A 25,807-nucleotide genomic window follows, 5' to 3' on the forward strand; every position below is an offset into this window, starting at 1 on the left:
AAGGCTACCTGGAGGTTCTGCGCCGTTGTACCCGCGGACGCACTCCCCGCCCGCCCCCGCGGCCGGCCGGTCCGGCGCAGCACACACCGTGCCTTTCCCTCAGGCGAATCGTTCCTGTGACACACGTATGTGTGATGGGGGCCGCTCCGGTCCCCCGCCCGTGCGTGCGAAAACTAGCTTCGTCGCCGGAGGTGACCGAACGATGACGGCCTGTGCGATCGAGCCCTCGGCGGACCCCGGGAACAGCGGGGCCCCGCGGGCGGGCTGCAGCATCACCGCGGCGGGTGCCTACGCCGCGCGTCTCGCCCGGAGCGGGCCGGACGGCGACTCCTGGTACCCGGAGCGCTGGACCCTGGACGGCCCCGAGCCGTACGCGGTGCCGCTGCCGGGCAACCAGCCCGAGGAGGCGGGCACCGAGGTGCAGCCGATGGGCGACGGGCGGGTCCTGGTCCACCGCGTCGCCGCCGGGCGGCACGTCTTCGCGCTGCTGTACCCGACCGGACCCGGTACCGGCGAGCTACCGCTGGGCGCGGTCGAGTGCCCGGCGGACACCACCGGACTGCGGTTGCTGCCGCCGGTCCCGGGCGGTGAGCGGGCGTACGCCCTCGCGACCGGGCCGCGTTCGACGGTGCTGTGGCAGGTCGCGGGCGGCGCCTTCGGCCCGGAGCGGGTGGCGGAGGTCCCCGGCCGCTGCTCGGGCGGGGTCTGGCTGGACCGTGCGGGCCGGATGCTGGCGGTGGACCGGGAGACCGGCGGGCGCACCAAGGCGGTCGTGGTGGACCTGGAGCGGGACGGCGAGGTCTCGCCGCTGCTGCAGATCGCCGCGGACAGCGACGACCGGCTGCTGCTGGCCGACCCCGACAGCGGGCTGGTGCTGATCGGCTCGGACGCCCCCTCGCCGGGGCGGGAGCGGCTCGGCTGGGGCGTGCTCGGGAGCACACTGCCGGTGCGCTTCCCGGAGTGCCTGCGCATGCCCGACTGCGTGGTGACGCCGTTCGCGATCCAGCCGGGGCAGGTGCTGACCCCGGAACGCTGTGCGGTGGCCCTGCGGGTGGACGGCGCGTTCGGCAGCTGGGTCGGAGTGTGGCGGCCGGCCGAACGGCGGGTGCGGCATCTCCCCGCCCCCGAGGGCTGGTTGACGGGCGCCGGGCTGTGGACCCCGGACGGGGAGCTGCGGCTGCCCTGCTCCACACCGCGGTCGCCGTGCGGCGTGGCCCGGCTGGCCGCACCCGACGCGGGCGGCGGACGGACGGAGGCGGCGAGCGGAACCGGAGACGCGGGAGACCCGGGGGACCCTGCGGATGCGGCGGACACGGGGGAATCGGCAAGCGCGGAGGAATCGGCGAGCACGGAGGAATCGGCTCCGGACGAGTCGGGCGACCCCGGTACGACGGACCCGTCGACGCGCGCCTCCACACCCGCTCGGCCCTGCCCCGTACCGCTGCAACAGGCCCCGCTGGCACGGCTTGTAACGAAGTAGTGCCGGTTGGCGCGGCCGCCTGGATTCGGCCCGAGGTGTGCCGGTTAGACTCGCCCGGTTGTAGGAAAGATCATGTTGACGGGGTGAATTCCTTCCGATGAACGACGCCAGCACGACCCAGCCGATGCAGGCCGCCGGTGCCGACGTTTCCGAGACCGACACCGGCCACGGCAAGCACCGTGGACCGTTCTCCAGCCAGGAGGGCGTGGCGACTCCACAGGGCCGCCACCGCAAGCCGGCCGAGGAGTCCGAGACGGCCGCCTGAGGCAAGCGGCTCCGGCCCCGTTCGCCGTATCCGGCGGGCGGGGCCGTTGTCGTTCACCCGTACCGGACGACCGTGTCGGCGAGGACCGGCGCGTCGTCCCGCTCGACGGCGCTCACGGTCACCCGCGCCTCCCCCGCCCCGCTCCTCTGCGCCGCCGCCGACCACATCCGCACCCGCAGCGTCTCCCCCGGGTACACCACTCCGGCGAACCGCGTGCGGTAGTCGCGCACCCGGGTCACGTCGCCGTCCAGCAGCGTGTCGACGACCGCCTTGAGCGTGGCGCCGTAGGTGCACAGGCCGTGCAGCACGGGCCGTTCGAAGCCGGCCCGCGCCGCGAACTCCGGGTCGGCGTGCAGGGGGTTCCAGTCGCCGGAGAGCCGGTAGAGCAGCGCCTGGTCCTCCCGTACGGCCCGTTCCACGATCTGGTCCGGCGGGCCGGCGGGCGGCGGCGAGGGGCGTCCGGAGGGGCCCCGCTCACCGCCCCAGCCGCCTGCCCCGCGCACGAAGACCTCGGCCTCGTCGGTCCACAGCGGCCCGTCCGCGTCGGTGACCTCGGTGCGCAGTACGAGGACGGCCGCGGTGCCCTTGTCGTACACGGCGACGACGCGCGAGGCCGCGCTCGCCCGGCCGCGCACCGGGACCGGCCGGTGCAGGCGCAGACGCTGCCCGCCGTGCAGGACGCGGGCGAGGTCGACGTCGACGCCGGGTGCGGACAGGGTGCCCATCACCCCTGGGGCGCCGCCGCCGGCCACCGTCGCGAAGCTCGGCAGGACGTGCAGCCGGGACTCCAGGGTGTAGCGCAGCTCGCGCGGGTCGGTGGCGGGCCGTCCGGCGCCGATGCCGAGGTGGTAGAGCTGGACGTCCTTGTGGTCCCAGGCGATCTCACGGACCCGGGGTGCGGCGGCGAGCGCCCCGGCTGCGTCGACGGGCATGGCCCTCCTGCTCCTCCCGGGCACGACGACCCGGCACAACGCCCCGGGCACAACGCCCCGGGCACGAAGACGATCACGGACAGCCCCGACCGTACGGGACGCCGGCCACCCATGACATTTGTCATCGCCAACTCCGGACAACCGCATCTGCCGCCCGTCCGGGCCGCCTCCGTAGCGTCACCGGTATGAGACCGACAGAGGGCACCACCCCCGCCGTAGCCTTCACCGGAGCGGCCAAGGCCTACGGCGACGTCCGCGCCGTCGACGGCGTGGACCTGCGCATCGGGTGCGGCGAGACGGTCGCGCTGCTCGGCCGCAACGGCGCGGGCAAGTCGACGACGATCGCGCTGCTGCTCGGCCTGTGCCCGCCCGACGCGGGCACCGTGGAGCTGTTCGGCGGGCCCGCGGAGCGTGCCGTGCGCGCGGGCCGGGTGGGCGCGATGCTCCAGGAAGCGCGGGCGGTGCCCCGGGTCACGGTGGGCGAGCTGGTGGCCTTCGTGGCCGGCCGTTATCCGGCGCCGATGCCGGTCGGGCAGGCCCTGGAGCTGGCCGGGATCGAGCGGTTGGCCGGGCGGCGCGTGGACCGGCTGTCCGGCGGGCAGACCCAGCGGGTGCGGTTCGCGCTCGCCCTGGCCGGCCGCCCCGACCTGCTGGTCCTGGACGAGCCGACGGCGGCCCTGGACGTGGAGGCCCGGCACGCCTTCTGGCAGTCGATGCGGGCGTACGCCCGGCGCGGCAGCACGGTCCTGTTCTCCACCCACTACCTGGAGGAGGCCGAGGCGCACGCCGACCGGATCCTGGTCGTCGACCGGGGGCGGATCGTCGCGGACGGCACCGGTGACGAGCTGCGCCGGGCGGCGGGCGGCAGCCGCGTCTCCTTCGACCTGGCCGGGCGGGCCACCGAGGACCTGACGCTGCTGCCCGGGGTCCGCTCGCTGGAGGTGCGCGGGGACCGCGCGCTGCTGCGCACCGAGGACTCCGACGCGACCGTGATCGCCCTCGCGCGGCTCGGCGCGATACGCGGCCTGGAGGTCGCGCCCGCGTCCCTGGACGACGCGTTCCTGGCCCTGACGACGGCGGCACCGGTGCCGGAGCCGGTGCCGGTGCCGGAGAAGGAGAGCGTGCGATGAGGGACTACCTGATCCTGGAAACGCGCCGCACCCTGCGCGACCCCGGCTTCGTGGTCGGCGGTGTCGCCATGCCGGTGCTGATGTACCTGCTGTTCACCAACCTCGGGGGCGACGCGGGCGAGTGGAAGACGGGCGCGATGGTCGGCATGGCCGCGTACGGCGCGGTCGGCTCCGCCCTCAACACCGGCGGCGGGGTCGCCGAGGACCGTGCCATCGGCTGGCTGCGGCAGCTGCGGGTGACTCCGATGCGGCCGCACCAGGTGGTCGTGGGCCGCGCCCTGACCGCCTCGGTCACCGTGCTGCCCGCGATCACGGCGGTGCTCGCCGCGGGCGGCCTGCTCAACGGCGTACGGCTGGACGCCTGGCAGTGGGCGGCGCTGGCGCTGCTGCTGTGGCTCGGCTCGGTGCCGTTCACGCTGCTGGGGCTGGGCAACGGCTACCGGCTGACCGGACAGACCACGGGCGTGGCGAACATGGTGGCCAACCTGGGTCTCGCGGTGCTCGGCGGGCTGTGGTTCCCGCTGGTGCTGTTCCCGGAGTGGCTGCGCACGGTGTCGGCGTACACCCCGACCAACCGCTTCGCGCAACTGGGCACCTCGGTCGCCACGGGGCACGCGCCCCCCGCGGGTGCCATTCTCGTCCTGACGGGGTGGCTGCTGGCCTTCGGCGCGTACGCCGTCCTGTCCTACCGCCGCGGCGCGGCGAACGACTGAGCGCCGCGGGCGCCGGAGTGGAAGGGAGCCGACACCCATGACCGGGACCCGAGGGCGGCTGCGCAGCATGTCGTGCCGTCTGGACGCGTGGCAGCTGGCACGGCAGTCGGATCCGGCCGACGCGGCCGGGGCGGCGGCGGGGGCGGCGGGGGCGGGCGAGCGGCCGGAGCGGATGGGGCCGCCGCCCACCGGATTCACGCTGCTGCCGTGGCTGCTGATGGGCCTGGGCAGCCTGGCGAACATCTTCCAGGGGAACAGCGCCAACCCCTGGATCGGCGGCCTCGGCCTGTTCGTCTTCAACTCGCTCTACATCTACGTCGCCTTCCGCTCCTTCGACAAGGAGCTGCGCGAGTCGCCGTCCACGCGGCTGGCGCTGGCCGCCATGGCGCTGGTGACCTGTGGTCTGGCGCTGGCGTACGGGGGCAGTTGGCTGCTCTTCTTCCCGCTGCTCGGCCTGGCCGCGGGGGCGGCGCTGCGCGGCCGGTGGCTGGGCCGGTGGGGCTGGTCGCTGGCGGTGGTGGCCGGTGCGGTGGCGGGCGTCAAGGACGGCTGGACGGGCCTGAACATCGCCTACGGGACCTTCCTGTCGACGATGGTGACGGCCGCGATCCTGAGCCTGTCCGACGCGGTACGGCAGTTGCGGGCCGCCCGGGAGGAACTGGCCACGCGGGCGGTGGCGGAGGAGCGGCTGCGGTTCTCGCGGGACCTGCACGACCTGCTGGGACACACCCTGTCGGTGATCGTGGTCAAGTCGGAGGCCGCCCGCCGGCTGGCGCCCCGCGACCTGGACGCGGCGCTGACCCAGATCACGGACATCGAGTCGGTCGGCCGCCAGGCGCTGACCGAGGTCCGCGAGGCGGTCACCGGCTACCGGGAGGGCAGCCTCGGCACCGAGCTGGACCGGGCGCGCTCCGCGCTGAGCGCGGCGGACGTGGACCCGGTGGTGCGCCGCTCCGGACCGCCGCTGCCCCCGCAGGCGGAGGCGCTGCTGGGGTGGGTGGTGCGGGAGGCGGTCACCAACGTCGTACGGCACAGCGGGGCGAGCCGGTGCGAGATCGCGGTCGCGGGCAGCGCGGACCGGGTCCGGCTGACGGTCACGGACAACGGCACGGGCGCCGCTCCCGCCACCCAGGGTCCGGGCACCGGTCTGACCGGGCTCAGGGAACGCCTCGCCACGGCGGGCGGGTCGCTGACGGCGGGGGTGGAACCGCGGGGCGGCTTCTCGGTGACGGCGGAGCTGCCGGTCCCGGCGGAGGGAAAACCGGTGGGCGCACCGGCGTAACACCCCGCCGTGCGAGGCGCCGAGCCTCCGGTGCACATGCCCTCCGGCGCCTGCCCTCCGGCGGCCTGCCCTCTGGCGGCCTGCCCTCCGGCGCGCATGCCGTCCGGCGCGCATGCCGTCCGGCGCCCGTCCTCCGGTGCGCATTGCCGTCGGGCGCCTGTTCTCCGGCGGCCTGCCCTCCCGTGCGCATGCCCTCCGGTGCGCCTGCCGTCGGGCGCATGTCCTCCGTGGCCTGCCCTCCGGTGCGCATTGCCGTCGGGCGCCTGTTCTCCGGCGGCCTGCCCTCCCGTGCGCATGCCGTCCGGCTCCCGTCCTCCCGCGGCCTGCCCTCCGGTGCGCATGCCGTCGGGCGCCTGTTCTCCGGCGGCCTGCCCTCCGGTGCGCATGCCGTCCGGCTCCCGTCCTCCCGCGGCCTGCCCTCCGGTGCGCATGCCGTCCGGCTCCCGTCCTCCCGCGGCCTGCCCTCCGGTGCGCATGCCGTCGGGCGCCCGTCCTCCGGCGGTCTGCCCTCTACCCTTTCCCCGTGACCGACGAGACGCCCTGCGCCCACCCCGTTCGCGTCCTCCTCGCCGAGGACCAGGGCATGATGCGGGGCGCGCTCGCGCTGCTGCTCGGGATGGAGGATGACATCGAGGTGGTCGCGCAGGTGTCGGCCGGGGACGAGATCGTCGCCGCCGCGCTCACGCACCGCCCCGACATCGCCCTCCTCGACATCGAACTGCCGGGCCTGAGCGGCCTGGACGCCGCCGCGGAGTTGCGGGAGCGGGCGCCCGGCTGCCGGGTGCTGATCCTGACCACGTTCGGCCGCCCTGGGTACCTGCGGCGGGCCATGGAGGCGGGCGCCGCCGGTTTCCTGGTCAAGGACGGCCCGGTGGAGGAGCTGGCCGGGGCGATCCGCCGGGTGCTGGGCGGCGAGACGGTCGTCGACCCGGCGCTCGCCGCCGCCGCGCTGAGCGCGGGTCCCTGCCCGCTCACCGCGCGGGAGTGCGACGTCCTGCGGGCCTCGGCGGACGGCGCGACGGTCGCCGACATCGCCGGCGCGCTGCATCTGTCCGAGTCCACGGTGCGCAACTACCTCTCCGCGGCGATCGGCAAGACCGGTACGCGCAACCGTGCGGAGGCGCTGCGCGCGGCTCGGGCGCAGGGGTGGCTCTGATCTGCCCGGGGTGCGGCTTGTCGGCCTACGGGCCGGGGCGGTTTGTCGGCCGCGGGCCGGTGGGGGTTGGCCGCGCAGTTCCCCGCGCCCCTTGCAGGGGCGATCCACGCACCCGGCGACGCGCGGCGCCCCCGAACGGCCCCGGGCGGGGGCGGTTTGTCGGCCGCGGGCCCGTGGGGGTTGCTCGCGCAGTTCCCCGCGCCCCTTTCAGGGGCGATCAGTCTGTGCTGTGGGCTGCCTTCCGCTCGGGCTTTGGGCGTCCTGCCGGAAGCCAGAGCCACATCAGCAGGGCCGCGGCGACCAGGACCACCGCCGCCGTGCGGAAGACCAGCGCGTAGCCGTCCGTCAGGGCCACCGGGCCCGCGTCCTCGCCCCCGGCCCGGGTGGCCGCGATCGTCGACATCACCGCGAGTCCCAGCGAACCGCCCATCGTCCGGGAGGTGTTGATCAGCCCGGAGACCAGCCCGGCGTCCCCGGGTGCCGCGCCGGAGATGGCCAGCGAGGCCAGCGGGGTCGCCGCGATGCCCGCGCCCAGCATCATCAGCACGCCGGGGATCATGATCGCCGTCAGATAGCCGCCGTCCGCGGTCATCGTGGACTGCCAGCCGAAGCCGACCGCCGCGACGAGCGTGCCGAGCACGGCCACGTTCCGGGCCCCGAGCACCGGCAGGAACCGCGGGGCCGCCTTCGAGCCGAGGATCACCGCCAGGGAGCTGGGCACCAGGGCCACCCCGGCCTCCAGCGGCGAGTAGCCCAGCACGTTCTGCGCGTACAGGGTCATGAAGAACCACATCGAGAACATCGACGAGCCGGACACCAGCATCGCCACGTTCGCCGACGCCACCGCCCGCAGCCGCAGCAGCCCGAGCGGCATCAGCGGCGTCGCCGTCCGCGCCTCGACGAGGAGGAAGAGTCCGAGCAGCGCGAGCCCGGCCACCAGCGGCACCAGGGCCGCCGACGCCGCCCACCCCTCGGACTCGGTCTGCGAGATGCCGTAGGCCAGCGTGGCGAGACCGGCGGTCACCAGCAGCGCGCCGGGCAGGTCGAGCCGGCGCCGCGGGCCACCCCTGCTCTCGGCCAGCCACAGCGCCGCGCCGGCCAGCACGACCGCGCCCACCGGCACGTTGATCAGCAGCACCCAGCGCCAGGACAGCCCGTCCACCAGGGCGCCGCCCACCAGACCGCCCGCTGCGCCGCCGCCCGCGCCCACCGCGGTCCAGGTCGCGATCGCGCGGGCCCGCGCCGCGCCCTCCGGCACCGCGGCGGTCAGGATCGTCAGCGTCGAGGGGGCGAGTACGGCCGCGCCGAGCCCTTGCAGGGCGCGGGCGAGCAGCAGCTGCCAGCCCTCCTGGGCGAGGCCGCCGCCCAGCGAGGCCAGCGTGAAGAGCCCGAGCCCGACCAGGAACATCCGCTTGCGCCCGTAGAGGTCGCCGGCCCGCCCGCCGAGGAGCATGAAGCCGGCGAAGGCGATGGCGTAGGCGTTGACCACCCACTGGAGCCCCTGCGCGCTCAGGCCGAGGTCGGCCCGCATCGAGGGCAGGGCGACGTTGACGACGGACACGTCGAGCACGACCAGGAACTGTCCGGCGCAGGCGAGCGCCACGACCAGCCAGGTGGGCGGAGTACGGCGCGGGGATATCCGCGCGGTGGCGGAGGCGGGGGAACCGGTGGCTTCGAGCATGGGTGTCATGGTCTCAACCCCGACCTGACCCTTGCATCGGTATTTCGGCCCCGGACCGGCCTAGGTCTCCCGACCTAGCCGTGCCCTTCCCTCCGCTCCCCTCCCGTGAACGCCAAGAGAAGGTCAAGAATTAGTTAGGGACTCGAAGCAACGGAATAGTTGCCCCGGCGCACGAGGTTCAGTCTGCACGTATCACGATCACGCTTCGCACCCGCCAACTCCGGCCTGGAGGCCCCACCCCATGTCCCACACGACGACCGACGAGCCCGTGCGGCGAGCGAGCGGGGCCACCGTCCCGGTGCTCGCGTTCGCGGGCATCGTCGTCGCGGTGATGCAGACCCTGCTGGTCCCGGTCATCAAGGACCTGCCCCGACTTCTGGACACCTCACCCAGCAACGCCAGCTGGGTCCTCACCTCCACGCTCCTGTCCGGAGCCGTGGCCACGCCGATCATGGGCCGGCTCGGCGACCTCTTCGGCAAGCGCCGCATGCTGATCGCCAGCCTGTCGGTGATGGTCGTCGGCGCGCTGCTCAGCGCGCTCACCGACGCCCTGGTCCCGATGATCGTCGGCCGTACGCTCCAGGGCTTCGCGATGGGCGCGATACCCCTCGGCATCGGCCTGATGCGCGACATGCTGCCCCGCGAGCGCCTCGGCTCGGCGATGGCCCTGATGAGTTCCTCGATCGGCGTCGGCGGCGGCCTCGCGCTGCCCGCCGCGGCCCTGGTCGCGCAGCACACCGACTGGCACGCCCTGTACTACGGCGCCGCCGGCCTCGGTGTCGTCTCCATCGCCCTGACCCTGCTGGTCGTACCCGAGTCCCCGCTGCGCGCCAAGGGCTCCTTCGACCTGCCGGGCGCGCTCGGTCTGACCGCCGGTCTGATCCTCTTCCTCCTGCCGATCAGCAAGGGCAGCGACTGGGGCTGGTCCTCGCCCACCACGCTCGGCCTGTTCGCCGCCGCCGTCGTCGTGCTGGTCCTGTGGGGCCTGATGGAGCTGCGCGTCAAGGCCCCGCTGGTCGACCTGCGCACCACGGCCCGCCGCGAGGTGCTGCTCACCAACCTGGCCTCGATCATGGTCGGCGTCTCCTTCTTCGTCATCTCCCTCGTCCTGCCGCAGCTCCTCCAGCTGCCCTCTCGGACCGGTTACGGCCTCGGCCAGTCGATGGTGGTCGCCGGTCTGTGCGTGGCGCCGCTGGGCCTGACGATGATGTTCACCGCGCCGGTCTACGCCCGCCTGTCCGCCCGCTACGGCCCCCGCACCACCCTCATCACCGGCCTGGTGATCATCGGCATCGGTTACGCCGGCGGCCTCGGCCTGATGAGCGCCGCCTGGCAGACCGTCGTCACCTCGGTGCTGATCGGCGCGGGCATCGGCCTCGCCTACTCCTCCCTGCCCGCCCTGATCATCAGCGCCGTCCCGGCCTCCGAGACGGGCGCCGCCAACGGCCTCAACACGCTGATGCGGTCCATCGGTACGTCGGTGTCGAGCGCCGTCATCGGCATGGTGCTCGCCAACACGGCGAACGACGTGGGCGGCGTCGCCGTCCCCACCCTGCACGGCTTCCGCGTCTCCTTCATGATCGCGGCGGGCGCGGTCGCCGTCGGCCTGGTCCTGGCCTTCTTCCTCCCCCGCCGCACCCCGGCGGCGGTGTCCCAGCTGCGCGCGAGCAGCGAGGAGGACGCGAACCTGGCCCGCGCCGAGCAGGCGCTCGCCGGGGCCGGGCAGCACCCGCACGGCTTCCGGGGCCGGGTGCTGGCCGCCGACGGCGCCCCCGTCGCCCGCGCCAAGGTCACCCTGATCGACCGGCACGGACGGCAGGCGGGCGCGACCCTCTCCGCGGGCGACGGCAGCTACGCCCTCGCCGTGCCCGCCCAGGGCCCGTACGTCCTGGCCGCCCGCGCCGCGGGCCACGCCCCGCTCGCCCACGCCGCCACCCACGGCGGTGACCGCCCGGTCGACCTGGACCTGTCCCTGCCGGGCGAGACGGTCCCCGCCTGACCCTCGCCCCGCCGTCCCGGCCCCGTACCCCGTACCCCGTACCCCCTGTCGCAGCACGCGGCGGGGGGTACGGCAGCATGGGGCGCCGGCACACCCCGTACGACCACCGAAAGGCCCCCATGACCGCGGCCCCCGGCTCCCTCCCCGCCCCCTCCCCCGAAGTCCTGGCCGCCTTCGAGGCCGCGAAGGGGTTCATGCCCGCGCACGAGGGCCGCGCGCTGTACGCCGCCGCCGTGGAGGCGGCCGGGCTCGGGCTGCCGCTGCTGGAGGTGGGCACGTACTGCGGGCGTTCCACCGTGCTGCTCGCCGACGCGGCCCGCCGGGCCGGGGTCACCGCGCTCACCGTCGACCACCACCGCGGCAGCGAGGAGCAGCAGCCGGGCTGGGACTACCACGACCCGGAGACGGTCGACCCGGAACTGGGCGTGATGGACACCCTGCCCACCTTCCGCCGCACCCTGCACCGGGCCGGTCTGGAGGAGCACGTGGTCGCCCTGGTCGGCCGCTCCCCGCAGGTCGCCGCGGTCTGGAACTCGCCCCTCGGCCTCGTCTTCGTCGACGGCGGCCACACCGACGAGCACGCGAACGCCGACTACGAGGGCTGGGCCCCGCACGTGGCCGAGGGCGGCCTGCTGGTCATCCACGACGTCTTCCCGGACCCGGCCGACGAGTTCACCGGCCAGGCCCCGTACCGCGTCCACCTGAGGGCGCTGGCGTCCGGCGCGTTCACAGAGGTCTCCGCGACCGACTCGCTGCGTGTCCTGCGGCGAACCGGCGCGGGGATCTGAGGGCGCGGTTAGAGTCGCTGACGTGCTCTACCGGTTCCGTCTCTCCTACTGGTCAGAGGCGGTTTCGGGAGCTAGGTCACAGCGACTATCTCACTTTCTCTCACATCAGGGTGTCGGAACGGCCAGCGGAGACGCCGAGAAGGTCGTTCAGGTGAGTCACGGCGGCGCCCATGTCTGCGGCCGACGGATGCACGTACTTGGCCTTGGTGAAGGACGCCGAAGCGTGGCCGGCCCACGCGGCGAGGACGACGTCCGGGACGCCGTTCACCGCGAGGAAAGTGAGGCAGGAGTGCCGGGCGTCGTACAGCCGCACCCGCCGCAGCTCCAGTTGCCCCATGAGGCGATACGCCGCGTCCCGCAGGTCCCGCGTGGTGAGCGGCTGGCCGATCTCGTCGGCGAACACGTAGCCGGATGCCGCGTAGTCGTCGCCCATGGTGGCCCGCTCCGCTTCCTGTAGGACACGGAAATTCAGCAGGGCGAGCCGGACCGGTTCGGGCAGGGGAAGCGTGCGCTCCCCCGCCTCCGACTTCGTGTCCTTTTCGATCACCTTCGCGTTCCGCAGCATTGTGCGGGTGTTGGCAATGGCGAGGGTGCCCGCGGTGAAGTCGACGTCCTCGTTCCAGCGGAGGCCGGCCACCTCGGCGGGCCGCATGCCCATGAGGGACAGCAGCAGCGGAGCGAAGAGGCGGTCTTCGCGGGCGCCGACGACGAACTCTTTCACCTCCACCACGTTCCACGGGGCGGGGCGCCGGTTGTCGCGCCGGTCGGCCTTGCGTGCCTTGCGCGGTACCTCGATGTATTCGGCGACGTTCCGGCCGACGTACCGCTTCCGCACGGCGTACCGGAGCGCGGCGCGGAAGCGGCCGAGGACACCGTCAACGGTCGTCGTCCGCAGGCCGGTCCCCTTCTGCCCGCCGCGGCGCCGCGCGGCCACCAACAGCCACGCCACCCACCGCTCAATGTCGTCTTCGGTGAGCGCCTGGAGGCGTATGTGCCCGAGGTAGTCGCGGGCGTGCAGGAGCCGGTTGCGGTAGCCGTCGAGCGTCGTCTCTTCGAGGTCGTCGACCTTGCTCGCGACGTAGGCGTCTATCAGCTCGGACACCGTCAGCCTGCTGGGCAGAATGAGTTGCCCGGTGCGGCGCTCGTGCTGGATCCGCGCGTACTCGCCCTTGGCTTCGGTCTGGGTGTCGAACGTGTACGTGAGCTGCTTGCGCTTGCCGTCGGCGTCGCGGCCGGCGTCGATGACGAACCGCCATCGGGTCTTACCGTTCTTCAGCGTGATCTTCTTGATCTCCGCCATGATCCCCCGACTCCTCCCCCTCCAAGACCCACTTCGTCAGGGCCGCCTTCAATTCCCGCGTGATGTGTCCCTGCCGCGCCTGACGCTCCCCAATCGAGAGGTCACCGAGCGCCTTGACGCGCCGATTTCGTTCCTCGGCAAGGGTCAAACCCCACAGGCCAGCCGCAGAGTGAATGACCCGCGAGGGGTCAACGCCGAGTTCCTCGGCTAGCTCCCGCTCGATCTGCACGGGAGGGTCCCTCAGCTCATGGTCAATACGCCGCAGGTCAACCGATAGCGTTTCCCGTCCGACAGGCCAGATCATCCAGTCATTCCCACCGCTCAGGGCTGCACGAAGAGCGTCAGCTCTGGCCGTAGCTCCGTGCTCTGGCCAGTCGGCCTTAGGCGACAGGAGAACGTGACCTTCTCCCTCAAGCAGCCTCGCCAGAGGCACGCCAAGTACGAAGGCCAGCGTTACGAGCGTCCCCAAGTCGATGGTCTCCCGGCGTCCGCTCTCCAGATCAGCGACGTGCGTGCGCTTCCAGTTCAGCCCACGAGTCGACAGCTTGGCAGCCAGGGTCACTTGCGTCCAACGGCGCCCTTTACGCAGGTCGCGAACGTTCGCACCGATCATCACGCCGACAGGCTGGTACTTCTCTGGGGATTCACTCACTCGCGCAAGCCTGCCATTCCTTGCCGTGGCCTGGCAACACAAACGACAACATCGCTTGTGGGTTGCCACCACTGACGACCGTGGTGCAGACTGCAGCCGTCCCGACGTGGGTTCACCCCACATTCGACTCTCGGAGGCTTCCCGCCATGCCCAAGCGCGTGTCCTTGCCCCAGGCAAACCACCAGCAGCATCGCAAGCTCGCCACGGCCCAGGACATCGCCGATTACTGCGGCGTACCGATCGGCACCGTCTACCAGTGGTCCAGTCGCGGTGGCGGCCCCAAGCTCATCAAGGTCGGCCGGCACCTCCGCGCTCGCTGGGACGACATCGAGCAGTGGCTCGACGCCAACACGGTCGGTGCCGCATGAAAGCGATGCCACCGACCCTCGACGAAATTCGCGGTTGGCCGGCCACGGTCGACATCCCGCGGGCCGCCTGCGCCCTGGGCATCTCGTCCTCGAAGCTGTACGACCTGATCAAGCGCGGTGAGGCGCCGGTGCGCGTCCTCGACTTCGGCGCCAAGCGCGTCGTTACCGCGTCGCTCGTGCGGCTGCTCGAAGCCGTATGAGAGCGGCCCCCAGCAGGGGGCGCGGTGTTGGACGCACCGCGTGATCCCGGGCTGAGGGCCTCAGTACCCACCCGCAGAAACACCGTGACCCGGGGCTCAACGCTCGCCAGCGTCCCCGGGCCGCGCCTGAACAGATAAGGCACCACCGTCATGTTCGCACAGCCCTCCCCCATAGCGCCCCTCGCCTCGGTCAACGGCTCCCCCGCCGTCCCTGCCCGCCTGCTCGACGCGGACCTCCGCACCGCCAATCCGGCGCACGCCGCCGAGGCCGCCACCACCTTCGTCACCGTGCCCGGCGCGGTGACCGTGCCCGCCTCCGTCTCCCAGGTCGCCGCCCTCGGGAAGCGGGAAGTCGACAAGTACCACGACGCGCTCAAGTGCGGCGACATCCAGGCCGCGGCGTCGGCGCTGATCGCCTTCGGTGTCCTGTTCGAGGTCGCGTCGGCCGAGCTGGGCGCGCGCCTCGACGTCATCGAGGCCGGCCTTTTCGACGCCCTGCGGGGTGACCGGTGACCGACCGCCGTCGCCGCGGCGCGGCCAGCCGTGCGCCCCAGATGGAATGCGGCTGCCGTCACCGCTTTCACTCCGACCCCCTCGACTGCCGCGCAGCCCCGCCCGGCCCGTCCACGTTCAGCCTCGACGCGCGCGAGCTGGTCACCGAGGCCCGCAGGCTGCTCGCCCTGGGCTGGGCACCGGCCGAGATTCGCCGAGTCCTCGACCTGTCCCTCATCCTCCCCACCACCCACGACCCCTTGGAGTCCCTCCGTTGACCGCCGCTCCCCGGCGTCCTGGTGAATGGCCCGCGGGCGTATCGCGCCCGCGGGCTGTTCCCGCGCCCGCAGCACCTACCGACGGCCACGGCGGCAGCGTCGCGGCCCTCACGGTGCCCACCCACACGTACGACTACGACCGGCCGCCCGTCGAGACGCCGACCGCACTGCACCACCTCTCCCCCGACTCCGAGCCGCCTGCGGCGCCGCCGGTTGAAATGCACCGCGGACACCTCCGCATGGCCGAGCGCTTCATTCACGAGCACGCCGACGCCATCCGCCACGTCCACGGCATCGGCTGGCACAAGTGGGATAGCTCCCGCTGGCAGCCCGACGACCAGCGCGCCGACATCGAGGCCGCCGTCACCACGGTGAAGAACGCGCTCCGCGAACTCGACCGCCTCGACGGAGACGACCGCGACGCCCTGTACAAGGACGTCCGCAAGTCCGAGTCCGCGGCCGGTATCGAGGGCATGCTGAAGCTCGCCTCAGCCCTGCCGCCGATATCGACCCCCTCGACCGCACTCGACGCCGACCCCTACCTGTTCAACACGCCCGCGGGCACGGTCGACCTGCGCGCCGGGACCATGCGGGCCAACAGCCGCTCCGACCTCATCACCAAGGTGGCCGGCGGACCGATCGGCGCCGAGCCCAACCCGGAATGGGTCGCCTTCCTGGAACGCATCCTCCCTGACGACGAGGTGCGAGCGTTCGTGCAGCGCCTGTTCGGATACTCGATGCTCGGCAAGGTCACCGAACACGTGATGCCGATCTTCACCGGGACCGGCGCCAACGGCAAAGGCACCCTGCGCGATGCCGTGATGAGCGCATTCGGTGACTACGCCATCGAGGTTGACCCCGCGATCCTCATGGAGTCCAAGCACGAACGGCACGGCGCCTTCAAGATGCGCCTGCGAGGCGCGCGGCTCGCGTTCTGCTCCGAGACGGAGAAGGGACGCAAGTTCGCCGAGGCCACCATGAAGCGGTTGGTCGGTGGCGACCCCATCGAGGCGAACCTGATGCACAAGAACCCCATCGCGTTCGATCCGTCCCACACCCTGATCATGCTGACCAACTTCCTGCCCGCGGTCTCCGGCGACGATCCGGCCGTATGGCGTCGCATCCTCGTCGTCCCGTTCGATGTCACGATCCCCGAGGCCGAGCGCGACCCGGGCTTGCCCGAACGTCTCAAGGCCGCCGCGCCGGCCGTTCTCGCATGGGTCTACGCCGGGTGGCACGACTACCAGCGCCAGGGGCTCAACCCGCCCTCGGTCGTACGGGCACGCACGGAGGAATACCGCGTCGACAACGACGTCTTGGCCCGCTTCCTCGCCGAGCGCACCGTCACCGTGCAGGGCGCCAGCGTGCCCGCTCGGAAGCTGTTCACCGCATGGTCCGACTGGTGTCACCAGAGCGGCTACAGGGATGACGTCGTGGGCAGCGAGAAGGCGTTCGCCGACTCCCTCGCCAAGCGCGGATACGAGAAGAAGCGGACTCGCGCGGGACAGGCGTACACCGGTATCGGACTCATGAGCGATGAGGTTGAGGCCGAAGACCTCTGACCTGTGGTGTGCAGGGTTGTGCTGGGTTTTCCGCAACTCCCCACGCGTACACACATAGAGAGATATCGGGAAACCCGTCACACCCTACACACGCCCCGCTGACCAGCAGAAACACGCTCTGACGTCACCAGAGCCAGCCGCCCCGGACACCGCGAGCACCCGCGACCCGGGGCACACCCATACCCCCACACACAACCCCCTGTCGCCGAGCGGCACGCCGCGTCTCACGCGCGCACCTGAACCACACGAACCGCGACCACGCCCGCGACCGGTCGCGACCCCCCTCGCGCGTAGCCGCGCGGACATGTACGAGAGGACCAACCCCATGCACAGCACCCCCTCCCCCGGTGACCAGCCGAACGGCTACCCCGGCCGTGACCGACTCGACGACGCCAACCGCCACTTCCGCCGAGCCCTGGCCCGCCTCGCCCGTGAAGGCCGCCGCCACGACCCCGACTTGCTCGCCGAAGTGGAGCGGATCGCCGCCGAGGCCGCCGGCATACTCGACCGGCTCGCCCAGGCCGCCACCACGGCCGAAGGGAACTCGACCCGGCACCGCACCGCCTTGGCCCGGGAACAGCAGAACCTCGACCGCCTCGCCCGAAAGCTCGCCCGCCGCGGGGGCGCCCGTGGCTAGCCACGTCGAGCAGGCCGTAGCGGCCCGCATTGCCGCCGTACGCGCCCGCCATGAGCAGCAGCGCCATGACCGCGCCGCACGGACCGTACGGAGGCGTGCAGGAGTCGACGCCCGCAACCGCGCCAAGCTCCGCCGCCTCGCCGAGCAGGACACGGAACATGGCCCCGCCAAGGACGATGGCCACTGAACAGCCAGCCCCGCGCCAAGCTCCCGCGGCCCTCCGTTCACCGCGGGCAGGTTGGTCAAGGCCCAGGCGTAGCCAACATACGGCCGCGCCACTGCACCAAGGCAGGCGCCACCATGACCGACCACGTCATCCCGTACGAGCAGGCCATCGCCAACGCCCGCGCCGTCCTCGACGCCGCCCTCGACCGCATCGCCCGCGACCGTGCCGCCGGCCGACTCAGCCCCGAGGCCGAAGCCCGCATTGCCGCCGCCGAGCAGCGTTACGCCGACCGCCAGGCCGCCCTCAAGGCCGCTGCCATCCGCGAGGCCGCCCGCATCTGGCGCCGCGGAAACGACGCCCTCGACCGCATGACCGTCCCGGATGCCGCTCACGCCTGCCACGTCCCCGGCGGGCCGAGCCTCGCCGAGCTGGAACAGCGCATCACCGCCGACCGCGCCGCCCGCACCGCGCCAAGCATTCGTACAGCGCGGTGACCGAATCGAACGTGCGATCACTGGCCGATAACGGCCAAGATCCCGTACAGTAGGCCGCGACCCCGGCATGCCCGGAACCAAGTCACTCAACGCCCCATCACCACATTCCAGGTGACGGGGCGTTTTTGTATGCCCGGAGGTACACCGTGCCACCCCAGGCCACCACCCCCGCCCGCGCACACACCGCGCCGGCACTCAACCTCGTGCCCGTCGACGAGGCAGCAACCCTCTTGGGCCGCTCACCGCGGACCGTCCGCCGCCTCGCAGCCGCCGGCACCATCCCCGCCCACCGCATCGGCGCCCGCACATGGGCCATCGACCGGGCGTCCCTTGACACCTACCGCCACGGAGAAACCGCAGCATGACCACCGCCACCCCGCCCGACGTCGCCCAGGCCGAAGCCGACGCCGCCACCGCCGAGCAGGCAGCCGAGGCCCTCGCCGAACGCGTCCGCGAGGGCGACGAGCAGGTAACCGCCGACCAGCTCGCCACCGCGCAGCAGGCCGGCCGGTTCGCCCGCCTCCGCGCCGAAGCCGCCCGCCGCAAGGCCGACCGCGCCGCCGCCCAAGCCGCCGAGCAGCACCACACCAACCTGATCAAGCAGGCCCTCGCCCTCGTCGACGAGAAGGGCAACCGGGCCCCGATCGCCGCCGCGTACGAGCAGGCCCTCGCCGCCGTCGCCGAACTGGTCACCCTGGTCGCCGACCACGACCAGGCCGTGAGCGAGGCCGGCCGACTCCTGCGAGAGGCCGAGTGCGGGCCAATCACTGAGTACGTGCGGGTGCAGCACACCCCCGACTACGCCACCAGCGAGCCGCGCCGCCTCCCCGGGACACGCACCGCGCCCCGCGTCGACACCAACCCGCACGCCGTCGCATTCACGTACGGCGAGGGCAGCCGCGCCCCGATCGGTACCGGGCCGATGCTCGCCGTCCTGTTCGCCGAGGCAGCCGGAACGGGCGTGCAGATGCCGCAGGGCGCACCGCACCTCACCGCCGCGCCAATCAGCCAGCTTGCCGACCAGCACGGCGGCCAGGCGCGCGCCCTCCTGACCGCCGCCACCACCACCAAGGAGAAGTGACCCATGGCCACCCCAGACCCCACCGCCGTCAAGACCGCCGCCGCCACCGCCCGCACCGCGATCGAGGACCTGATCACGGCCGCCGACGCCTACCAGACCGCGGCCGGCGGACACTGCCCGTCCACCCCGCAGGTCATCGCCTCCGTCGTCATCGACGCGTTCGGCGGCACCATCGACGGAGTCGACCACGACCGCGCCGGAAGCATCACGGTCATGCGAACGCTCTGGTACGCACGGAAGAACGTCGTTCGCACCGCGCACCCGGTGGTGACGCCGTGACCCGCGAGCACATCACCGAAGCCGCGGGTGATCCCGCGCCGCGCCGCACCACGCCCGAGCGGTCTGGTTGGGTGTCGCCCGCCATGCGCCGGTACGCCGAGGAGCAGGCCCGCGCCGCCGTCGAGGCCAAGCGCGACCGATACCGCGTCCCCGAGACGCGCGAGCAGCTGCTCGCGATGCGCCCCGCCGACCAGAACCGGACGTACCTCGAGCACCGCGCGACGTACGACCGGCTGATGCACGGGGGTGAGGCTGCGTGAGCCTCGCCGACGCCCTCGCCCGCCACATCGAGCAGCAGGAGCGGGCCAGCAAGAAGAGGCGGGCAGAGCAGGTGCGCGAGCCCCTGTGGACCGCCGTAGCCGACACCCTCGCCCTCTGGCGCCGAACCGCCACCCAGAACCCGAACCCCAAGGAGTCGCCCCGTGGCTAAGACCCTGACCCCCGCCGAGATCACCGCCGCCGCCGAGGCCGAGCAGGCCGAGCAGCACGCCGCCGAACTGCGGGCCGCCGTCGAGAACGGCGACGCCACGATCACCCCCGCCGCCCTCGCCGAGGCCGAGCAGAAGGGCAAGTTCGCCCGGCTGCGGATCAAGGCCGCCGAGAAGAAGGCCGCCGCCCAGGCCGAGGCGGACCGGCACAAGCGCGCCGACCAGGTGGCCGCCGCCGCCCGCACCCTCGCCGAGCAGGACGACTCCGCCGACCTCGCCGCGAAGATGCGCACCGCCGTCGACGCGCTCGCCGCCGTACACGCCGCCGCCACCAACCGCCACGACCGCATCAGCGACATGGTCAACCGCACCACCGTGATCCGGAACGAGGCCGAGCAGGCCGGCGTCCCCGACCCGCGAGCCCGGTACGGCGTGGGACTGACCCCCATGGTCGGGGAGACGGGTCTCATCGTGGGCAAGACGGACCCGATCGCCGTGCGGTCGGTCAGCCCGGAGGACGCGGTGGCCGCGGTCGTTGCCTTGGCCGTGCCGTCCGGCAACGCGACCATGGCCACCCGTGCGGCGAAGGTGTGCCGGAACGTTCCGGCCGTGGGCGACGTGTTCACCCAGCCCGCCGGCCGCGCCGCGTGACGCCCCGCGAGCAGCCGCCTGTCTTCCGGGCGTTCCGTCCGCCGGCCACCCTCCCCGAGGCCCGCCGCCTCACCCCGTGGCAGTGGTACCGGCTCGCCACCGAGTGGCCGGATGACTATGAACGCCTCGTCGACCAGCCACGCACCCGCATCTAGCCCGCCCCGGCACCACCCCGCCGGGGCACCCGCCGCCCGGCCTCGCGCCGGGCGGCCCCGTCTGTAACTGAATACCGCGCCACCGTGCGCGACCCATCCGAAAGGAGGTCGCGCCCATGGCGTTGACCGTTGGTGAACTCATGGTGTTGGTCGAGGCCGACGACACCCGGATGAAATCCGGCCTCAACGACGCCGAGACGCAGGCCCGCCGCGCAGGCGAGCGCATAGGTGAGGGCCTCGCCGACGCCGCAGGAGACGGAGCCGAGGCAGCAGGCGACAGCATCGCGACCCGGCTCGGCGACAGCCTCAAGGCCGGACTCGCAGGAGTCGGCCTCGCCGCGGGCGCACTGCTCGCGGCCGGCATGTCGCAGGCCCTCGAACAAGGGCAGATCGTCGCGAAGCTCGGCGCCCAGCTCGGCGCCACCCCGGCCGAGGCCAAGAAGTACGGCGAGATCGCCGGCGACCTGTACGCCGACGCCATCACGTCCGACTTCCAGACCGCCGCCGACGCCGTCAAAGCCGTCATGAAGGCAGGTCTCGCCCCACCCGACGCGACCAACAAACAGATCAAATCCATGGCCACCAAGGCCCAGGATCTCGCCTCCGCGTTCGGCGAGGACGTTGGTGGAGCCACCCGCGCCGTATCCCAGCTGCTCGCGACCGGCCTCGCATCATCCGCTGAAGAGGCGTTCGACCTCATCGCGCAGGGCTACCAGACCAGCGCCAATAAGGGTGAGGACTTCCTCGACACGATCAACGAGTACTCCGTCCAGTTCAAACGGGTCGGTCTCGACGGACAGACCGCGTTCGGCCTCATCGATCAGGCCATGGACAAGGGCGCCCGCGACAGTGACCAGGTCGCCGACGCCATCGGCCAGTTCGGCGAGAAGGCCCTTGCCGGCGGTAGCGCGGTAGAGGCCGCGTTCGAGTCCATCGGCCTGGATGCCGACGACGTCGCGGCCAAGCTGAAGAAGGGCGGGAAGGACGGCCAGGCCGCGCTTCAGATGACCACGGACGCGCTCCGCGGCACGAAGGACGAGACGACCAAGCTCAACGCGGCTACGGCCCTGTTCGGCGACCCCGGCACCGTCATGGGCGACGCCCTGTTCGCCCTCGACCCCGCCAGCGCCGCCGCATCGTCCGGCATGGACAAGGCCCGCGGTGCGGCAAAGAACCTCGGCGACGGATTGCGGGACAACGCCGCCCACAGCATCGCTCAGTTCAAACAATCCTTTCAGCAAGGACTTGTTGAGTTCCTCGGTAACACCGTGATTCCAGCACTGATGGGTTTCGCCGGTTTCCTCGTCGACCACAAGGAAGAGCTGAAGGCGTTCGCTACCGTCATCACGGCGGTGGTCGTTCCTGCTCTGCTGCTGCTCGGCGGCAAGGCGCTGTGGGCGGGTATGCAGATGGCGCGGGCGTGGGTGCTCGGTCTCGGTCCGATCGGCTGGATCGGCCTCACCATTGCTGGTCTGGTCATCCTCATCATTGCGTACTGGGATGACGTCAAGAAGTACACGCTGATTGCGTGGGATTGGGTCGTCGGAAAGCTGATCTGGGCCAAGGATGGCGTTCTGGAGGCGATTTCGTTCCTGGGCGCGGTACCGGGGATGGTCAGCGACTTCTTCGGCGACGCCAAGGACTATGCGGTCAAGAAGACGCTTGAGTTGCTGGCGTGGTGCTCTGCTCTGCCCGGCAGGATTGGCAGCGCAATTTCGGGGCTTGGCTCGCTGCTGTGGTCTCGGGCGGGAATTGCTTGGCAGAAATTCCGCGACGGGACCACTCGAAAAGTCCTTTCCATGATTTCGTGGGTGTCGGGCTTGCCAGGCCGGATCGCCTCGGCTATCGGCGACTTGAATAGCCTGCTGTACAGCAAGGGCATGGACATCGTCTTTGGCCTGTGGAATGGCATTAAGTCCATGAGGTCATGGCTGAAATCCACCCTGATGTCGTGGGCCAAGGATCTGATTCCGGGGCCGATCGCGAAAGCGCTCGGCATCAACTCGCCTTCGAAAGTCATGCGCGACCGGATCGGCCGGTGGATTCCGGCCGGTGTGGTCGAGGGCATCAAGGGCGGGTACGGCGCGGTGCGTGCAGCGATGACGTCGCTCGTGCCCACTCCGTCTCTGCCTGCTCTCGCCCCAGCGGGCGCGGGCGCGGCCGGCGCGTACGGGTCGCCGTTCGCTGCGCAGTCGACGGGCGGCGCTCTGGTCCAGATCGAGAACTGGAACGCGGCCGAGCACGGTTCGCCGGATGACAACGCTCGCGCGCTGGAGTGGCTCGCGAAGGGGAGGGGATGACCGATGAACGGCAGGAAAGCACGCGCGAAGAGCCGGGAGCTGCGAGAGCGTAACGAGCGGCTGCTCGCAGCCGTGCGGGCCGCCGTCCCCGAACGGCTGCGGACGACCGCCGAGGGGTACGAGGTGTGGCGGCGCGGCCCCGCGACCATCGTGGTGCCGGTGGTGCCGCTCCACTACCCGGAGCCGATACAGAGTGCGCTCACCGCGTACCGCATGGCCGCGCTCACACACGACTGCCCGCAGTGCGCCCTCGAAGTGAAGGTGACCGGGGCCGGCGCGGTGCTGTACCGCCACGAAGTGCACTGCCCTGCCGACCCCGACCGCCTCGCCGCCCTGGCCGCAGAACACGGCATCGTGATGAAGCGGAAGGTCTGACCGGCCCGCCCATGAGCGTGACCGGTCCGGCCCCAGCGCCTCACAGCCGGGGCCACGCCGTACCCGCAAGGTTGCGCGCAATCAGCCGCGACCGCGCCGCGCGCGCAATCTTCTGCAATCCACAAGCGCCGCCCCACACTCCGCCGTCATCCTGGACGTCCGACCAGCCAGACCGGAGGGCGATATGACGCTCAGGTTCATCGGCACTACCAGCGAGCACGGCAACTGCCCCACCCTTTACGAAGTCGTCGAGACGGGCGACATCATCGTCCAAGGCGACCAGCTCGCCGACAGCGAGCACCTCGCACAGCTCCGCGACCTCGGCGTCAAGGAAACTGCCGTCGTCATCCCCCGCGAGCTGCTCACCCGATTCGCCCCCAAGGAGTAGCACCGTGCCGCCCCTGCTCCCCTTCGAGGAGATCACCCACCTGTTCGCCGAGTTCCAACACACCGCGTTCCGGATGGAGACCCGCCGCGGCTACGCCACCGATCGAGTCGGCGCCCGTTTCCAAGCATTCATGCGCGGCATCGACCCCGCCCCGGAGCCGGACCATCCATGGAACGTGAACGTACGGACCAAGGCCGAGCAGGGCGCACGGTTCTCTCGCGTCCGGATCATCGACCAACCGCCCACGGACGGACAGCGGTTCCTTATGGCCACGGCTGTCGGCAACACCGCCGCAGGAGAGGACATCCGCGTACTGCTGCGGTCCGAGGCTCTGGCCCTCGGCCTGCCGAACTGGGACTTCTGGCTCTTCGACTCTCGGACCCTGGTACGCATGCACATCGACGACACCGACACGACGACAGGCGTTGAGGTAGTTGAGGATCCGGCCGCGGTACTCGCTGCCTGCCGGGTCCGTGACGCCGCGGTTGCTGCGGCAACCCCTTCTGCCGAGGTGTGGGCGAAGGTACGTTCGTCCGTGTGAGCACGGACTTCCAGCACGGGCGTGAGGCCCTCGGCGCGCGGCTCCGCGAGCTTCGCGCCGAGGCTGGCGTCGATGGCAAGACCCTCGCCGCCCGTCTCGGATGGCAGCGTTCCAAGGTGTCCCGGCTCCAGAACGGACGCCAGACCGCCACGGAGGACGACTTAGAGGCGTGGGCCAAGGCAGTCGGAGCACCCGGGCAAGCCTCCGAGCTGAAAGCACGTCTCCGCGGTCTTGAGTCGCAGCAACGACACTGGCGTCGCCAGCTCGCCGCCGGCCATGCCCCAGTGCAGGACCGGTACGTCGTCGAGTACCAGCGCACCGTCACAATGCGCGGCTACGAGGCGAGCGTCATACCTGGCCTGTTCCAGACACCTGACTACGCCCGGCACCTCTTGGCGCAGAACTCCGAGCTGATGCGTTCGCCACGGGACACCGACGCTGCTGTGCAGGCCCGCATGCGCCGTCAAGAGGTCTTGTACGAGCCAGGCAAGCTGTTTCGCGTGCTGATCTGGGAGGCAGCCCTACTGGCCATGGTCGGCACCCGTGAGGTGATGGCTGGCCAACTCGATCGCCTCGTCGGCTTGATCGGCATGTCCACCGTCGAACTCGGCATCGTCCCATTGGGCGCCCCCATGCCGCTCACCCCGAAGCACGGATTCTGGATCTTCGACGAGGAACGCGTCATCGTCGAGACCATCAACACCGAACTGCAATACGACTCTGCCGACGACCTCGCCCTCTACAGCCGTGTGTGGGATCAGCTCGCCGACGCTGCTGTCTCCGGGCCTACGGCTCACCGCCTCATCGCCCGGGCCCGGGGCGCGGTTGCAGCGACCTGAGCAACCCGCCTCAACCGCGGGCGCGGCCCGAGCAATCCGGCGCAATCGGTCGGACAGACGCGTTACGCCCTCCCTACGGTCCCGGCATGACCACACGGACACCCGCACTGAGCATTCAGCACATCCCCTGGTCAGCCGGTGAGGCGGTCGCCTATCGCTCCCTCGTCGACCACACGGGCGGGACGGAGACGACCGACCCATGCCCCCGCTGCAACAACCCGGAACGCGACTGCGAGACCGGCACCCGCCTCCGCCATGCGCTCAGGGACGCCACCCGCGCCCGCAGGACCGCCGACCGGTGACCGGACTGGCGCAGCTTCCGCCGCTCGGACAGCACTCCGTCCCGCAGCTGCGCGGCTGGACCTGCGTCCTCTGCGACGCGCCCGTACCCCGGAGCGCGGATCCACTCGCCAAGATCCCCGCCCGGTACGCCGATTACCGGTTCGTCTACCAGCCGACCGCGTGCGCCGCCTGCGCGCCCCGCATCCCGCGACCGGTGCAACTCCCCGCCCTCGCCCAAGACAGGCCGACCCACTACCACGCCGGAGGTACGCCGTGACCGCGCCGACCCTGCCCGTGCCGTACATCGCAGCGTGGTCGGGCGAGCCGACCGCCCAGCGGCGCATCGTCTGCCGGGCCGACGGCATCGCCTACGCCGACGAGCAGCCCGACGACCGCGACCAGCACGGCGTGCTGTGGAACGGCCGTGCCTACGCCCGCGGCACCGGCCGCCCCCGCTTCGGGGACGTCCACCCGACGCGGCAGCGCGAAGCCATGACGCACCTGCTGTGCCAGGTGTGCGGGATGCCGGCCGACCGGAACGACCGCGGGACCCTGTGGCTGCTGGAAGACAACCGCAGCGACTGGCCGGACTGGCCGGACCGCCTCATGACCACGCACCCCCCGGTGTGCCTGCGGTGCGCACGGCTGGCCGCCGACATGTGCCCGCACCTGCACGGCCGCTACGTCACCGTACGCGCCCGTGAAAGCGACGCGTGCGCCGTGCTGGGCCAACTGTGGACGCCGACCGCCCTGGGCGTCCCGCAGCAGCTAGACGGGCGCGTGGTGCCCTACGGGACAACCGCGGCCCGGTGGGTGACAGCCGGACAGCTCATCCGGTCTCTGCACGGCTGCACGTTCGTCGACCTCGACGACACCCGATAGCCCCGCTGCCCACCCCTACGCCGACGGGGGC

General features: G+C 72.0%; 34 protein-coding genes. 30 read left to right on the forward strand and 4 right to left on the reverse strand.

Annotated features, from left to right (window positions below):
* Window positions 1-202 precede the first annotated feature (202 nt).
* Both ACFV9J_RS34125 and ACFV9J_RS34130 read left to right on the forward strand, forming a co-directional pair.
* On the forward strand, window positions 203-1,480 hold the full coding sequence (locus ACFV9J_RS34125; protein ID WP_385360967.1) for a hypothetical protein: 1,278 nt from the start codon (window positions 203-205) through the stop codon (window positions 1,478-1,480).
* Between the two features lie 97 nt (window positions 1,481-1,577).
* A complete protein-coding gene (locus tag ACFV9J_RS34130) occupies window positions 1,578-1,745 on the forward strand; it encodes a hypothetical protein (protein ID WP_115741833.1) in 168 nt (55 codons plus the stop codon).
* A gap of 53 nt (window positions 1,746-1,798) precedes the next feature.
* Here the strand turns inward: ACFV9J_RS34130 and ACFV9J_RS34135 are convergent, their stop codons facing one another.
* Entirely contained in the window at window positions 1,799-2,677 is an 879-nt protein-coding gene (locus ACFV9J_RS34135) for a MaoC/PaaZ C-terminal domain-containing protein (RefSeq protein ID WP_385360969.1), read from the reverse strand.
* Window positions 2,678-2,862: 185 nt separating this feature from the next.
* Between ACFV9J_RS34135 and ACFV9J_RS34140 the strand changes: the two genes are divergently transcribed.
* From ACFV9J_RS34140 to ACFV9J_RS34155, 4 genes are all read left to right on the forward strand, one after another.
* A complete protein-coding gene (locus ACFV9J_RS34140; RefSeq protein WP_385360971.1) occupies window positions 2,863-3,807 on the forward strand; it encodes an ABC transporter ATP-binding protein in 945 nt (314 codons plus the stop codon).
* Complete coding sequence (locus ACFV9J_RS34145; protein WP_382818425.1) at window positions 3,804-4,520, forward strand: ABC transporter permease; 717 nt, start codon at window positions 3,804-3,806, stop codon at window positions 4,518-4,520. The genes ACFV9J_RS34140 and ACFV9J_RS34145 overlap by 4 nt, the downstream gene beginning before the upstream one ends.
* Window positions 4,521-4,557: 37 nt before the next feature.
* The gene (locus tag ACFV9J_RS34150) at window positions 4,558-5,802 is read left to right on the forward strand and encodes a sensor histidine kinase (RefSeq protein WP_385360973.1); all 1,245 of its coding nucleotides are present in this window, start codon (window positions 4,558-4,560) and stop codon (window positions 5,800-5,802) included.
* A 523-nt stretch (window positions 5,803-6,325) separates the two neighbouring features.
* On the forward strand, window positions 6,326-6,958 hold the full coding sequence (locus ACFV9J_RS34155; protein WP_385360975.1) for a response regulator transcription factor: 633 nt from the start codon (window positions 6,326-6,328) through the stop codon (window positions 6,956-6,958).
* 217 nt (window positions 6,959-7,175) lie between these two features.
* On the opposite strand, the gene ACFV9J_RS34160 is transcribed toward ACFV9J_RS34155, so the two are convergent.
* Window positions 7,176-8,639, reverse strand: coding sequence for an MFS transporter (locus ACFV9J_RS34160; RefSeq protein WP_385360977.1), 1,464 nt, complete (start codon window positions 8,637-8,639; stop codon window positions 7,176-7,178).
* Between the two features lie 241 nt (window positions 8,640-8,880).
* Between ACFV9J_RS34160 and ACFV9J_RS34165 the strand changes: the two genes are divergently transcribed.
* Window positions 8,881-10,638: an MFS transporter gene (locus ACFV9J_RS34165; protein WP_385360980.1), complete on the forward strand. Its 1,758-nt coding sequence runs from the start codon at window positions 8,881-8,883 to the stop codon at window positions 10,636-10,638.
* 119 nt (window positions 10,639-10,757) lie between these two features.
* Complete coding sequence (locus ACFV9J_RS34170) at window positions 10,758-11,426, forward strand: class I SAM-dependent methyltransferase (protein WP_385360982.1); 669 nt, start codon at window positions 10,758-10,760, stop codon at window positions 11,424-11,426.
* Between the two features lie 100 nt (window positions 11,427-11,526).
* On the opposite strand, the gene ACFV9J_RS34175 is transcribed toward ACFV9J_RS34170, so the two are convergent.
* A complete protein-coding gene (locus ACFV9J_RS34175; RefSeq protein WP_385360984.1) occupies window positions 11,527-12,726 on the reverse strand; it encodes a tyrosine-type recombinase/integrase in 1,200 nt (399 codons plus the stop codon).
* Window positions 12,689-13,378, reverse strand: coding sequence for a helix-turn-helix domain-containing protein (locus ACFV9J_RS34180; RefSeq protein WP_385360986.1), 690 nt, complete (start codon window positions 13,376-13,378; stop codon window positions 12,689-12,691). The genes ACFV9J_RS34175 and ACFV9J_RS34180 overlap by 38 nt, the downstream gene beginning before the upstream one ends.
* A gap of 146 nt (window positions 13,379-13,524) precedes the next feature.
* Between ACFV9J_RS34180 and ACFV9J_RS34185 the strand changes: the two genes are divergently transcribed.
* From ACFV9J_RS34185 to ACFV9J_RS34290, 22 genes are all read left to right on the forward strand, one after another.
* Window positions 13,525-13,746, forward strand: a complete 222-nt coding sequence (locus ACFV9J_RS34185) for a helix-turn-helix transcriptional regulator (RefSeq protein ID WP_385360988.1) — start codon at window positions 13,525-13,527, stop codon at window positions 13,744-13,746.
* Window positions 13,743-13,946, forward strand: a complete 204-nt coding sequence (locus ACFV9J_RS34190; protein ID WP_385360990.1) for a DNA-binding protein — start codon at window positions 13,743-13,745, stop codon at window positions 13,944-13,946. Before ACFV9J_RS34185 ends, ACFV9J_RS34190 begins: the two co-directional genes overlap by 4 nt.
* Window positions 13,947-14,096: 150 nt before the next feature.
* Window positions 14,097-14,459 carry a hypothetical protein gene (locus ACFV9J_RS34195; protein WP_385360992.1) on the forward strand — a complete coding sequence of 121 codons (363 nt, stop codon included), beginning with the start codon at window positions 14,097-14,099 and terminating at the stop codon, window positions 14,457-14,459.
* Window positions 14,456-14,716 (forward strand): hypothetical protein, encoded by a 261-nt coding sequence (locus ACFV9J_RS34200; RefSeq protein ID WP_385360994.1) that lies wholly within the window; start codon window positions 14,456-14,458, stop codon window positions 14,714-14,716. The genes ACFV9J_RS34195 and ACFV9J_RS34200 overlap by 4 nt, the downstream gene beginning before the upstream one ends.
* A 113-nt stretch (window positions 14,717-14,829) precedes the next feature.
* Window positions 14,830-16,278, forward strand: coding sequence for a phage/plasmid primase, P4 family (locus tag ACFV9J_RS34205; RefSeq protein ID WP_385360996.1), 1,449 nt, complete (start codon window positions 14,830-14,832; stop codon window positions 16,276-16,278).
* Window positions 16,279-16,603: 325 nt separating this feature from the next.
* Window positions 16,604-16,915 carry a hypothetical protein gene (locus ACFV9J_RS34210; RefSeq protein WP_385360998.1) on the forward strand — a complete coding sequence of 104 codons (312 nt, stop codon included), beginning with the start codon at window positions 16,604-16,606 and terminating at the stop codon, window positions 16,913-16,915.
* The gene (locus tag ACFV9J_RS34215) at window positions 16,908-17,102 is read left to right on the forward strand and encodes a hypothetical protein (RefSeq protein WP_385361000.1); all 195 of its coding nucleotides are present in this window, start codon (window positions 16,908-16,910) and stop codon (window positions 17,100-17,102) included. Before ACFV9J_RS34210 ends, ACFV9J_RS34215 begins: the two co-directional genes overlap by 8 nt.
* Before the next feature lie 113 nt (window positions 17,103-17,215).
* A complete protein-coding gene (locus ACFV9J_RS34220; protein ID WP_385361003.1) occupies window positions 17,216-17,575 on the forward strand; it encodes a hypothetical protein in 360 nt (119 codons plus the stop codon).
* A gap of 146 nt (window positions 17,576-17,721) precedes the next feature.
* Window positions 17,722-17,940: a helix-turn-helix domain-containing protein gene (locus tag ACFV9J_RS34225; protein WP_385361005.1), complete on the forward strand. Its 219-nt coding sequence runs from the start codon at window positions 17,722-17,724 to the stop codon at window positions 17,938-17,940.
* A complete protein-coding gene (locus tag ACFV9J_RS34230; RefSeq protein WP_385361008.1) occupies window positions 17,937-18,656 on the forward strand; it encodes a hypothetical protein in 720 nt (239 codons plus the stop codon). The genes ACFV9J_RS34225 and ACFV9J_RS34230 overlap by 4 nt, the downstream gene beginning before the upstream one ends.
* A gap of 3 nt (window positions 18,657-18,659) precedes the next feature.
* Entirely contained in the window at window positions 18,660-18,935 is a 276-nt protein-coding gene (locus tag ACFV9J_RS34235; RefSeq protein ID WP_385361010.1) for a hypothetical protein, read from the forward strand.
* On the forward strand, window positions 18,932-19,195 hold the full coding sequence (locus tag ACFV9J_RS34240; RefSeq protein WP_385361012.1) for a hypothetical protein: 264 nt from the start codon (window positions 18,932-18,934) through the stop codon (window positions 19,193-19,195). Before ACFV9J_RS34235 ends, ACFV9J_RS34240 begins: the two co-directional genes overlap by 4 nt.
* A complete protein-coding gene (locus ACFV9J_RS34245) occupies window positions 19,192-19,365 on the forward strand; it encodes a hypothetical protein (protein WP_385361014.1) in 174 nt (57 codons plus the stop codon). Before ACFV9J_RS34240 ends, ACFV9J_RS34245 begins: the two co-directional genes overlap by 4 nt.
* Window positions 19,358-20,014, forward strand: coding sequence for a hypothetical protein (locus tag ACFV9J_RS34250; RefSeq protein WP_385361016.1), 657 nt, complete (start codon window positions 19,358-19,360; stop codon window positions 20,012-20,014). The genes ACFV9J_RS34245 and ACFV9J_RS34250 overlap by 8 nt, the downstream gene beginning before the upstream one ends.
* A 271-nt stretch (window positions 20,015-20,285) precedes the next feature.
* On the forward strand, window positions 20,286-22,469 hold the full coding sequence (locus ACFV9J_RS34255) for a phage tail tape measure protein (RefSeq protein WP_385361018.1): 2,184 nt from the start codon (window positions 20,286-20,288) through the stop codon (window positions 22,467-22,469).
* Window positions 22,470-22,472: 3 nt separating this feature from the next.
* Complete coding sequence (locus ACFV9J_RS34260; RefSeq protein WP_385361020.1) at window positions 22,473-22,844, forward strand: hypothetical protein; 372 nt, start codon at window positions 22,473-22,475, stop codon at window positions 22,842-22,844.
* Window positions 22,845-23,028: 184 nt separating this feature from the next.
* Window positions 23,029-23,232, forward strand: coding sequence for a hypothetical protein (locus tag ACFV9J_RS34265; RefSeq protein WP_385361022.1), 204 nt, complete (start codon window positions 23,029-23,031; stop codon window positions 23,230-23,232).
* A gap of 4 nt (window positions 23,233-23,236) precedes the next feature.
* Complete coding sequence (locus tag ACFV9J_RS34270; protein ID WP_385361025.1) at window positions 23,237-23,773, forward strand: DUF6879 family protein; 537 nt, start codon at window positions 23,237-23,239, stop codon at window positions 23,771-23,773.
* Entirely contained in the window at window positions 23,770-24,612 is an 843-nt protein-coding gene (locus ACFV9J_RS34275) for a helix-turn-helix domain-containing protein (protein WP_385361027.1), read from the forward strand. Before ACFV9J_RS34270 ends, ACFV9J_RS34275 begins: the two co-directional genes overlap by 4 nt.
* 86 nt (window positions 24,613-24,698) lie before the next feature.
* On the forward strand, window positions 24,699-24,914 hold the full coding sequence (locus ACFV9J_RS34280; RefSeq protein ID WP_385361029.1) for a hypothetical protein: 216 nt from the start codon (window positions 24,699-24,701) through the stop codon (window positions 24,912-24,914).
* On the forward strand, window positions 24,911-25,171 hold the full coding sequence (locus ACFV9J_RS34285) for a hypothetical protein (protein ID WP_385361031.1): 261 nt from the start codon (window positions 24,911-24,913) through the stop codon (window positions 25,169-25,171). Before ACFV9J_RS34280 ends, ACFV9J_RS34285 begins: the two co-directional genes overlap by 4 nt.
* Entirely contained in the window at window positions 25,168-25,776 is a 609-nt protein-coding gene (locus ACFV9J_RS34290) for a hypothetical protein (RefSeq protein ID WP_385361033.1), read from the forward strand. Before ACFV9J_RS34285 ends, ACFV9J_RS34290 begins: the two co-directional genes overlap by 4 nt.
* Window positions 25,777-25,807: the final 31 nt, after the last annotated feature.

Origin of the sequence: Streptomyces sp. NPDC059906 (genome assembly GCF_042730645.1) — a bacterium.
Taxonomy (GTDB): Bacteria; Actinomycetota; Actinomycetes; order Streptomycetales; family Streptomycetaceae; genus Streptomyces; species Streptomyces rubrogriseus.

What these genes read in the sequence shown, in the direction of transcription:
- ACFV9J_RS34125 (WP_385360967.1), top strand. Translation starts at nt 203, where the DNA reads ATGACGGCCTGTGCGATCGAGCCCTCGGCGGACCCCGGGAACAGCGGG.
- ACFV9J_RS34145 (WP_382818425.1), top strand. Translation starts at nt 3,804, where the DNA reads ATGAGGGACTACCTGATCCTGGAAACGCGCCGCACCCTGCGCGACCCC.
- ACFV9J_RS34170 (WP_385360982.1), top strand. Translation starts at nt 10,758, where the DNA reads ATGACCGCGGCCCCCGGCTCCCTCCCCGCCCCCTCCCCCGAAGTCCTG.
- ACFV9J_RS34140 (WP_385360971.1), top strand. Translation starts at nt 2,863, where the DNA reads ATGAGACCGACAGAGGGCACCACCCCCGCCGTAGCCTTCACCGGAGCG.
- ACFV9J_RS34190 (WP_385360990.1), top strand. Translation starts at nt 13,743, where the DNA reads ATGAAAGCGATGCCACCGACCCTCGACGAAATTCGCGGTTGGCCGGCC.
- ACFV9J_RS34210 (WP_385360998.1), top strand. Translation starts at nt 16,604, where the DNA reads ATGCACAGCACCCCCTCCCCCGGTGACCAGCCGAACGGCTACCCCGGC.
- ACFV9J_RS34165 (WP_385360980.1), top strand. Translation starts at nt 8,881, where the DNA reads ATGTCCCACACGACGACCGACGAGCCCGTGCGGCGAGCGAGCGGGGCC.
- ACFV9J_RS34230 (WP_385361008.1), top strand. Translation starts at nt 17,937, where the DNA reads ATGACCACCGCCACCCCGCCCGACGTCGCCCAGGCCGAAGCCGACGCC.
- ACFV9J_RS34135 (WP_385360969.1), bottom strand. Translation starts at nt 2,677, where the DNA reads ATGCCCGTCGACGCAGCCGGGGCGCTCGCCGCCGCACCCCGGGTCCGT.
- ACFV9J_RS34255 (WP_385361018.1), top strand. Translation starts at nt 20,286, where the DNA reads ATGGCGTTGACCGTTGGTGAACTCATGGTGTTGGTCGAGGCCGACGAC.
- ACFV9J_RS34185 (WP_385360988.1), top strand. Translation starts at nt 13,525, where the DNA reads ATGCCCAAGCGCGTGTCCTTGCCCCAGGCAAACCACCAGCAGCATCGC.
- ACFV9J_RS34150 (WP_385360973.1), top strand. Translation starts at nt 4,558, where the DNA reads ATGACCGGGACCCGAGGGCGGCTGCGCAGCATGTCGTGCCGTCTGGAC.
- ACFV9J_RS34195 (WP_385360992.1), top strand. Translation starts at nt 14,097, where the DNA reads ATGTTCGCACAGCCCTCCCCCATAGCGCCCCTCGCCTCGGTCAACGGC.
- ACFV9J_RS34160 (WP_385360977.1), bottom strand. Translation starts at nt 8,639, where the DNA reads ATGCTCGAAGCCACCGGTTCCCCCGCCTCCGCCACCGCGCGGATATCC.
- ACFV9J_RS34130 (WP_115741833.1), top strand. Translation starts at nt 1,578, where the DNA reads ATGAACGACGCCAGCACGACCCAGCCGATGCAGGCCGCCGGTGCCGAC.
- ACFV9J_RS34220 (WP_385361003.1), top strand. Translation starts at nt 17,216, where the DNA reads ATGACCGACCACGTCATCCCGTACGAGCAGGCCATCGCCAACGCCCGC.
- ACFV9J_RS34235 (WP_385361010.1), top strand. Translation starts at nt 18,660, where the DNA reads ATGGCCACCCCAGACCCCACCGCCGTCAAGACCGCCGCCGCCACCGCC.
- ACFV9J_RS34175 (WP_385360984.1), bottom strand. Translation starts at nt 12,726, where the DNA reads ATGGCGGAGATCAAGAAGATCACGCTGAAGAACGGTAAGACCCGATGG.
- ACFV9J_RS34260 (WP_385361020.1), top strand. Translation starts at nt 22,473, where the DNA reads ATGAACGGCAGGAAAGCACGCGCGAAGAGCCGGGAGCTGCGAGAGCGT.
- ACFV9J_RS34280 (WP_385361029.1), top strand. Translation starts at nt 24,699, where the DNA reads ATGACCACACGGACACCCGCACTGAGCATTCAGCACATCCCCTGGTCA.
- ACFV9J_RS34265 (WP_385361022.1), top strand. Translation starts at nt 23,029, where the DNA reads ATGACGCTCAGGTTCATCGGCACTACCAGCGAGCACGGCAACTGCCCC.